Origin of the sequence: Nioella sediminis (genome assembly GCF_001879695.1) — a bacterium.
Lineage (GTDB): Bacteria > Pseudomonadota > Alphaproteobacteria > Rhodobacterales > Rhodobacteraceae > Nioella > Nioella sediminis.
Window position 1 is genome coordinate 1 of sequence record NZ_MNBL01000158.1, and the last position, 7668, is coordinate 7668.

The window sequence follows — 7668 nt, forward strand, 5'->3', positions numbered from 1 at the left end:
AACCGCCGCACGTGTGCGCATCGAACTCCTCCCTGATATGTCGTGTTGATCTGACCCTGTGACAAAGCCGCTCGGGATTCAATGGAAGAGGAAAGGCGTCTGTCATTTTTGCAAAAGTGTGCCGATAACACATATGGCTTGACTCTCCCCTTGTAAGTGTCGATTATACACCTATAGACAAGGAGACATACCAATGAAACATTTCGCACTCATCGCCGCCCTGGCCGCGACCACGACCCCCGCCCTGGCAGAGCTGAACCTTGCCGACAGTTGTGGCGCATCGCGCTATCAGTCCCTGATCGGTCAGCCTGCTATTGTCGCCGATCTGATGGCAGAGGCCAACATGGCCCGCGTTCTGCGCCCCGGCATGATGACCACGATGATCTATCTGCCCGAGCGCATGAACATCGCCGTTGACGAAAACGACATCATCGAACGGGTCTATTGCGGATGAAACGCCTTGCCACGACCCTCGCCATCCTGTGTTTCGGTGCAGCCCCGACGTTTGCCCAAGGGATCTCTGCCACCTATTTTCCGGGCACGGAAACGGGTCTGACTTCTCCGAACCCCTATGAAGCATCTGGTGGCTTCCCCGTTCACGACACCTCCCGCATGTGTGGTGCGAACCTGTATCAGCATCTGGTTGGGCACCCCCTATCCGATGCCCACACGGCCGGAGCAACGCAAGGGGCTCGGATTCTCCAGTTCGGTCAGGTGAGAAATTTCAACCACATCGCTGACCGCCTGAACTTTGAAATTCACCGGGATCAAACAGTTTTCCGCGTGTTCTGCGGATAGGCGCAGACATCCCTATCATGAAAGCACTTTCCAAGATGAAACACTCTATTCTCACTATCTCTTTCCTCGCCGCCGTGACCCAGATGATCGGCAACGCCGCGATGGCCAACACCATCATTCAACCCCATTGCAACACGGGCAGCCGCTGCCAGGCGGCAATGGAAGGCGCGGTAAACTCTTCCCATGCCGGACCAAGCTGGGAACTGGGCCCTGTCAGCCCAAATCCGGGCTCAGTCGCCATGTGCACCGCCACAGAAGGCTGTGACCCGGTTGTCCGCACCCCGGTGATTGTCGAGAACAATTGCGCCTTGTCGGAGGTGGAAAGCCTTGTCGGCCATCCGATCGAGATCACCGAACAGTATGATCTGTCGCCTCGCGTCTTTTCCGCCGAGCGCATGGCCGGGACGATGGATTACTGGCCCTGGCGGTTCAACGTTTTCGTGGACGCGGACGGAATGATTACGCAGGCCTTCTGCGGATGACTTGCGCCCGCCGCTGATTCGTCCTATATCCCCTTCAACAGCGGCGCGTCGGCCTCCACCCCCGACGCTCCACCGGGAAATATCAACGGGCCGCGCGCCCGTTTTTTTGTGTTTGGACCCATGTCAGACCTGATTGCCAAAACCGCTATGGATCGCCGCCTGGCCGATATCCTGACCCCCTTGATCGAAGGGATGGGGTTCGAACTGGTGCGCATCCGCCTGATGAGCGGCAAGACCATGACGTTGCAGATCATGGCCGAACGTCCCGAAGGCGGGATCGAGGTCGATCAATGCGCCGAAATCTCGACCGCGGTCAGCGCCCTTCTGGATGTCGAAGACCCGATCGAGGATAACTATACGCTGGAAGTGTCCAGCCCGGGCATCGACCGGCCGCTGACCCGGCTGAAGGATTTCGACACCTGGCAGGGCTACGAGGCCAAGCTGGAAACCGCGGAACTGATCGACGGGCGCCGCCGCTTCAAAGGCGAACTGGCCGGGATCGACGGCGACGAAGTGCTGATCAACCTGGTGGATGAAAAGGGCGAGCCCGTCACCATCGGGCTGGAGTTCGACTGGCTGACCGACGCGAAGCTGGTCCTGACCGACGACCTGATCACTGAAATGCTGCGCCAGCGCAAGGCGGCGGGCACCATCGACGAATCCCAATTCGACGAGATTGAAACCGAAGAGCCTGGAAAGGCGGAGGACTGACCCATGGCAATCACCAGTGCAAACCAGCTGGAGCTTCTGCAAACCGCCGAGGCCGTTGCCCGCGAAAAGATGATCGACCCCGGTCTGGTGGTCGAGGCGATGGAAGAATCGCTCGCCCGTGCCGCCAAGTCGCGCTACGGGTCCGAGCTGGATATCCGCGTTCACATCGACCGCCGGACCGGCAAGGCAACCTTTACCCGCGTGCGTACCGTGGTTGAGGAGGTAGAGAACCACTTCACCGAACTGACCGTCCGCGACGCCCGCGCCTTCAAGGAAGACGCAGAGATCGGCGATGAAATCATCGACGAGGTTCCCCCGGTCGAGATGGGCCGGATCGCCGCGCAAAGCGCCAAGCAGGTCATCCTGCAAAAGGTGCGTGAAGCGGAGCGGGATCGCCAGTACGAAGAATTCAAGGACCGCAAGGGCACGATCATCAACGGTCAGGTCAAGCGCGAGGAATACGGCAATGTCATCGTCGATATCGGCCGTGGCGAAGCAGTTCTGCGCCGGAACGAAAAGATTGGCCGCGAGAGCTATCGCCCGAATGACCGGATCCGCGTCTTCATCAAGGATGTGCGCCGCGAACCGCGCGGGCCGCAGATTTTCCTCAGCCGCACCGCGCCGGAGTTCATGGCCGAGCTGTTCAAGATGGAAGTGCCGGAGATCTATGATGGCATCATCGAGATCAAGGCCGTTGCCCGTGACCCCGGTTCGCGCGCCAAGATCGCTGTCATTTCCTATGACAACTCGATTGACCCCGTCGGGGCCTGCGTCGGTATGCGCGGTAGCCGGGTTCAGGCCGTCGTGAACGAACTTCAGGGCGAAAAGATCGACATCATCCCGTGGAATGACGATCAGCCGACCTTCCTTGTGAACGCGCTGCAACCTGCGGAAGTGTCCAAGGTTGTTCTGGACGAAGACGCCGGCAAGATCGAGGTCGTGGTTCCCGATGATCAGCTGTCGCTGGCCATTGGCCGCCGTGGTCAGAACGTGCGGCTGGCGTCGCAGCTGACGGGGCTGGATATCGACATCCTGACCGAGGAAGAGGAAAGCGCCCGTCGCCAGGCCGAATTCGCCGAGCGGACGCAGGTCTTCATGGACAGCCTCGACCTGGACGAATTCTTTGCTCAGCTTCTGGTGTCCGAAGGCTTCACCTCGCTGGAAGAGGTTGCCTATGTGGAACTGGATGAACTGCTGGTCATCGAAGGCGTTGACGAAGACACCGCGAACGAGCTGCAGGCCCGTGCCCGCGACTATCTGGAAGAGCAGAACCGCAAGGCGCTGGAACAGGCCCGTGAACTGGGTGTGGAACAGAGCCTTATTGATTTCGAAGGTCTGACCCCCCAGATGCTGGTGGCCCTGGGCGAAGACGATGTGAAAACGCTGGAAGATTTCGCAACCTGCGCCGATTGGGAACTGGCGGGCGGCTGGACCACGGTGGACGGTCAGCGCGTCAAGGATGACGGCCTTCTGGAACAGTTCGATGTGAGCCTCGAGGAAGCTCAGAACATGGTGATGACCGCCCGCCTGCAACTGGGCTGGGTCACCATCGAGGAACTGGAAGCGCAAGCCGCAGCCGAAGCGGAAGCGGCGGCAGCCGAAGCAGCAGAAGAGGAGTCCGAGGCCTGATCGCAGGTCTCGGGGATGCAGCCCATGACACGGGGCGGTCGACCAAAAACACGCGATGAGGCCGAACGGCGCTGCATTGCAACCGGAGAAACCCAGCCCAAGGCCGGGTTGATCCGCTTTGTCGTGGGTCCGGGCGACGTGATCGTCCCGGACGTCGCGGAACGATTGCCCGGTCGGGGCATCTGGGTTTCGGCCGATCCAGCTGCGCTGGCGCTGGCCGTCAAGAAGAACCTGTTCGCCCGTGGGGCAAAGCAGAAAGTGACGGTTCCCGCCGATCTGGCGGAACAGGTCGAAACCCTGCTGGCGCGCCGTGTGATCGAGCTGATCTCGCTGGCGCGGAAGTCCGGCAAGGCGGTGGCCGGGTTTGAAAAAGTAAAAGGCTGGCTGGCGGATGGCCATGCCCGCGTTCTGTTCCAGGCCTCTGACGGCTCGGAACGGGGAAAATCGAAACTCTGGACGCCCGAAGGAGGCCGATTTTTCGGCTGTTTGACGGCAGATGAATTGGGTTTGGCATTCGGGCGCCAACATGTGATACATGGCGCGCTTGCGGCTGGCGGACTCGAACGACGTGTAGTAGAGGAGGCCTCGAAGCTGCGAGGCCTGCGCGGCACATACGGCGAACACATCGCCGGGAAGGATACGAAAGACGTATGAGCGATCAAGACGGTAAAAAACCCCTCGGACTTTCTGGCGGCGCCCGCTCGGGCCGCGTGAACCAGAGCTTTTCGCGTGGGCGGACAAAGAGTGTGGTGGTGGAAACCAAGCGCAAACGCGTTGTGGTGCCCAAGCCGGGCTCATCCTCGTCCGGGCAGTCCGATGCGCCGCGTCGGCCTTCGGGTGTTTCCGACGCAGAGATGGAGCGCCGGCTGAAAGCCTTGCAGGCCGCCAAGGCCCGCGAGTCCGAAGAAGCTGAGCGCCGCGAGCGTGAGGAGCGCGAGCGCGAGGAAGAACGCGCGCGTCGCAAGGCCGAGATCGAGGCCAAGGAACGCGAAGAACGCGAGCGCGAAGAAGCGCTGAAGGCCAAGGCCGAAGAAGATGAGCGCCGCAAGCGCGAGGAAGAGGAACGCCGCGCCGCTGAACGTGCTGCACCCGCTGCCTCGCCGGCTGCGGATGCACCCGCCGGCGCCAAGGAAGACCGCACCGCACGGCCCGTGCCGACCAAGTCCGGCGCGCCGACCCCGGCCAAGCGGGACAACAAGGACCGCGACGATAAAGGCGGGCGCGGAAAAGGTGGCGAACGCGATGGCCGCCGGTCCGGCAAGCTGACCGTGAACCAGGCGCTGACTGGTGGCGAAGGCGGGCGGCAACGATCCATGGCCGCCATGAAGCGCAAGCAGGAACGCGCGCGGCAGAAGGCCATGGGCGGCCACCAGGAACGCGAAAAGATCGTGCGCGACGTGCAGGTGCCCGAGGCCATCGTGGTTTCGGAACTGGCGAACCGCATGGCCGAGCGGGTGGCCGATGTTGTGAAAGAGCTCATGAAGATGGGCATGATGGTCACGCAGAACCAGTCGATCGACCAGGACACCGCGGAACTGATCGTCGAGGAATTCGGCCACCGCATGGTGCGCGTATCCGATTCCGACGTCGAAGACGTGATCGACACGGTCGAGGACAATCCGGAAGACCTGAAGCCCCGTGCCCCGGTCATCACCATCATGGGCCACGTCGACCACGGCAAGACCTCGCTTCTGGATGCGATCCGCAACGCCAAGGTGGTTGCCGGTGAAGCGGGTGGGATCACCCAGCATATCGGTGCCTACCAGGTGACGACCGATGGCGGCCAGCTGCTGACCTTCCTCGATACGCCCGGCCACGCCGCGTTCACCTCGATGCGGGCCCGTGGCGCGCAGGTGACGGATATCGTGGTTCTGGTTGTGGCCGCTGACGATGCGGTCATGCCGCAGACGGTGGAGGCGATCAATCACGCCAAGGCCGCCGGTGTTCCGATGATCGTGGCAATCAACAAGATCGACAAACCGGCCGCCGACCCGATGAAAGTGCGTACCGACCTGCTGCAACACGAGGTTGTCGTGGAACAGATGTCGGGCGAGGTTCAGGACGTGGAAGTGTCGGCCCATACCGGCCAGGGACTTGATGAACTGCTGGACGCCATCGCGCTGCAAGCGGAAATCCTCGAGCTTAAGGCCAACCCCGACCGCGCCGCATCCGGTGCTGTCATCGAAGCACAGCTCGATGTGGGTCGCGGCCCCGTGGCTACCGTTCTGGTTCAGAACGGCACGCTCAAGCAGGGCGATATCTTCGTTGTTGGTGAGCAGTGGGGTAAAGTCCGCGCGCTGATCAACGACAAGGGTGACCGTGTGAAAGAGGCCGGGCCTTCGGTTCCGGTCGAGGTTCTGGGCCTCAATGGCACGCCCGAAGCGGGTGATGTTCTGAACGTGGTCGATACCGAAGCGCAAGCGCGTGAGATCGCCGACTACCGTGAACAGGCCGCCAAGGACCGTCGCGCCGCTGCCGGCGCGGCCACCACGCTCGATCAGCTGATGGCCAAGGCCAAGGCGGATCAGAACGTGGCCGAGCTGCCGGTTCTGGTGAAAGCCGATGTGCAGGGGTCTGCCGAAGCCATCGCTCAGGCGCTGGAAAAGGTGGGCAACGAGGAAGTGCGCGTGCGCATCCTGCATTCGGGCGTCGGCGCCATCACGGAATCCGATATCGGCCTTGCCGAAGCGTCCGGTGCACCGGTTATCGGCTTCAACGTCCGGGCCAACGCGCCCGCACGGAACGCTGCGAACCAGAAGGGCGTGGAGATCCGCTACTACTCGGTGATCTACGATCTTGTGGACGACGTGAAGAAAGCGGCCTCTGGCCTGCTCTCTGCCGAAGTACGCGAGAACTTCATCGGTTATGCCGAGATCAAGGACACGTTCCGCGTGTCCGGCGTCGGCAATGTCGCTGGCTGTCTGGTGACCGAGGGTGTTGCCCGCCGGTCCGCCGGTGTGCGCCTGCTGCGCGACAACGTGGTGATCCACGAAGGCACGCTGAAGACGCTCAAGCGCTTCAAGGACGAGGTCAAGGAAGTCCAATCCGGTCAGGAATGCGGTATGGCGTTTGAAAACTACGACGATGTGCGTAAGGGCGATGTCATCGAGATTTTCGAACGCGAGGAGGTCGAGCGGTCGTTGGACTGATCTCTGCAAAGCTCCAAAAAGAAAGGGCGGTCCCAACGGGCCGCCCTTCTTGCTTCTCTGACAAGAATTGATCAGTCAGACGCTTCTTCTTCCATCATAGCACCAAACTGCGCGAGGAAGGCATAGATATCTATCGCGCCTTCTTCGTCAACGCGCTGCGGGGTCATGGTGGACCGGCCACGTTCGCCCGTAGCTTCGGTCAGGAAGGCCGTGGCGTTCGGAATATAGGCGGCGAAGCTGGCCTCGTCCCAGGTGATCTCGGCCGCATGGGCCGCTTCCATCAGAGAAGAGTACCGGAAACCCTCGACGCTTCCCGCCACTGCGCCCACGATACCATACAGGTTAGGACCCGTGCGGCCATTACGGCCCGCCAGCACGTTATCATCCGCGTCACGCACGACATGGCAGGAAACGCAGTTGCGGTTAAACAGGTTCTCACCGGCCTCTGCGTCCCCGGACGGGCCAGCACCGTGGCTGTCAGCGAAAGCCATGGGCGCGGAAAGAAGCGCTGCGGCGAGTGTCAATTTGCGGATCATGGAATAGCTCCTCTAGCTTGGCTGGCGGCACTATAGCGACTGAAGAACCGGAATGGTGCCGAACGAATTGTCACGGTCAAAAAATTAGCGGACCTGAACGGAATGACCAGAGGGTGCGAGGTCTTGTCGCCACACGCCTTGGGGGTCATATACGAGTGAAGCAAGGAGACGACATGAGCAATTCCGACTTTCCCGGCTGGCACGGCACAACCATTATCGGCATTCGCAAGGGCGACGAGGTTGTCGTCGCGGGCGATGGACAGGTCAGCCTTGGCCAGACCGTGATCAAGGGCAGCGCCCGCAAGGTGCGGCGTCTGAAACCGGGCGGGCACGAGGTTGTGGCGGGGTTCGCCGGATCGACCG

General features: G+C 61.5%; 8 protein-coding genes and 1 pseudogene. 8 read left to right on the plus strand and 1 reads right to left on the minus strand.

What is annotated here, in order from left to right; genetic code table 11:
• Positions 1-193: 193 nt before the first annotated feature.
• The 7 genes from BKY26_RS17570 to infB all read left to right on the plus strand — a co-directional run bounded on the left by BKY26_RS17570 (position 194) and on the right by infB (position 6769).
• Positions 194-454 (plus strand): I78 family peptidase inhibitor, encoded by a 261-nt coding sequence (locus tag BKY26_RS17570; RefSeq protein ID WP_083431501.1) that lies wholly within the window; start codon positions 194-196, stop codon positions 452-454.
• Positions 451-798, plus strand: a complete 348-nt coding sequence (locus tag BKY26_RS17575; protein WP_071691677.1) for an I78 family peptidase inhibitor — start codon at positions 451-453, stop codon at positions 796-798. Before BKY26_RS17570 ends, BKY26_RS17575 begins: the two co-directional genes overlap by 4 nt.
• Before the next feature lie 35 nt (positions 799-833).
• Positions 834-1280: a hypothetical protein gene (locus tag BKY26_RS17580; RefSeq protein WP_131541932.1), complete on the plus strand. Its 447-nt coding sequence runs from the start codon at positions 834-836 to the stop codon at positions 1278-1280.
• A gap of 120 nt (positions 1281-1400) precedes the next feature.
• Positions 1401-1991 (plus strand): ribosome maturation factor RimP, encoded by a 591-nt coding sequence (rimP, locus tag BKY26_RS17585; protein WP_071691679.1) that lies wholly within the window; start codon positions 1401-1403, stop codon positions 1989-1991.
• Between the two features lie 3 nt (positions 1992-1994).
• The gene (gene nusA, locus BKY26_RS17590) at positions 1995-3620 is read left to right on the plus strand and encodes a transcription termination factor NusA (RefSeq protein WP_071691680.1); all 1626 of its coding nucleotides are present in this window, start codon (positions 1995-1997) and stop codon (positions 3618-3620) included.
• A 24-nt stretch (positions 3621-3644) separates the two neighbouring features.
• Entirely contained in the window at positions 3645-4274 is a 630-nt protein-coding gene (locus BKY26_RS17595; protein ID WP_071691684.1) for an RNA-binding protein, read from the plus strand.
• Positions 4271-6769, plus strand: a complete 2499-nt coding sequence (gene infB, locus BKY26_RS17600; RefSeq protein WP_071691681.1) for a translation initiation factor IF-2 — start codon at positions 4271-4273, stop codon at positions 6767-6769. The genes BKY26_RS17595 and infB overlap by 4 nt, the downstream gene beginning before the upstream one ends.
• A 71-nt stretch (positions 6770-6840) precedes the next feature.
• On the opposite strand, the gene BKY26_RS17605 is transcribed toward infB, so the two are convergent.
• Entirely contained in the window at positions 6841-7305 is a 465-nt protein-coding gene (locus BKY26_RS17605) for a c-type cytochrome (RefSeq protein ID WP_071691682.1), read from the minus strand.
• A 173-nt stretch (positions 7306-7478) separates the two neighbouring features.
• Here BKY26_RS17605 and BKY26_RS17610 point away from each other — a divergent pair.
• A pseudogene (locus tag BKY26_RS17610) lies at positions 7479-7668 on the plus strand (ATP-dependent protease subunit HslV); the annotation flags it as partial.

Coding starts and splice junctions, on each gene's coding strand:
- BKY26_RS17570 (WP_083431501.1), top strand. CDS start 194: ATGAAACATTTCGCACTCATCGCCGCCCTGGCCGCGACCACGACCCCC.
- BKY26_RS17575 (WP_071691677.1), top strand. CDS start 451: ATGAAACGCCTTGCCACGACCCTCGCCATCCTGTGTTTCGGTGCAGCC.
- BKY26_RS17580 (WP_131541932.1), top strand. CDS start 834: ATGAAACACTCTATTCTCACTATCTCTTTCCTCGCCGCCGTGACCCAG.
- rimP (WP_071691679.1), top strand. CDS start 1,401: ATGTCAGACCTGATTGCCAAAACCGCTATGGATCGCCGCCTGGCCGAT.
- nusA (WP_071691680.1), top strand. CDS start 1,995: ATGGCAATCACCAGTGCAAACCAGCTGGAGCTTCTGCAAACCGCCGAG.
- BKY26_RS17595 (WP_071691684.1), top strand. CDS start 3,645: ATGACACGGGGCGGTCGACCAAAAACACGCGATGAGGCCGAACGGCGC.
- infB (WP_071691681.1), top strand. CDS start 4,271: ATGAGCGATCAAGACGGTAAAAAACCCCTCGGACTTTCTGGCGGCGCC.
- BKY26_RS17605 (WP_071691682.1), bottom strand. CDS start 7,305: ATGATCCGCAAATTGACACTCGCCGCAGCGCTTCTTTCCGCGCCCATG.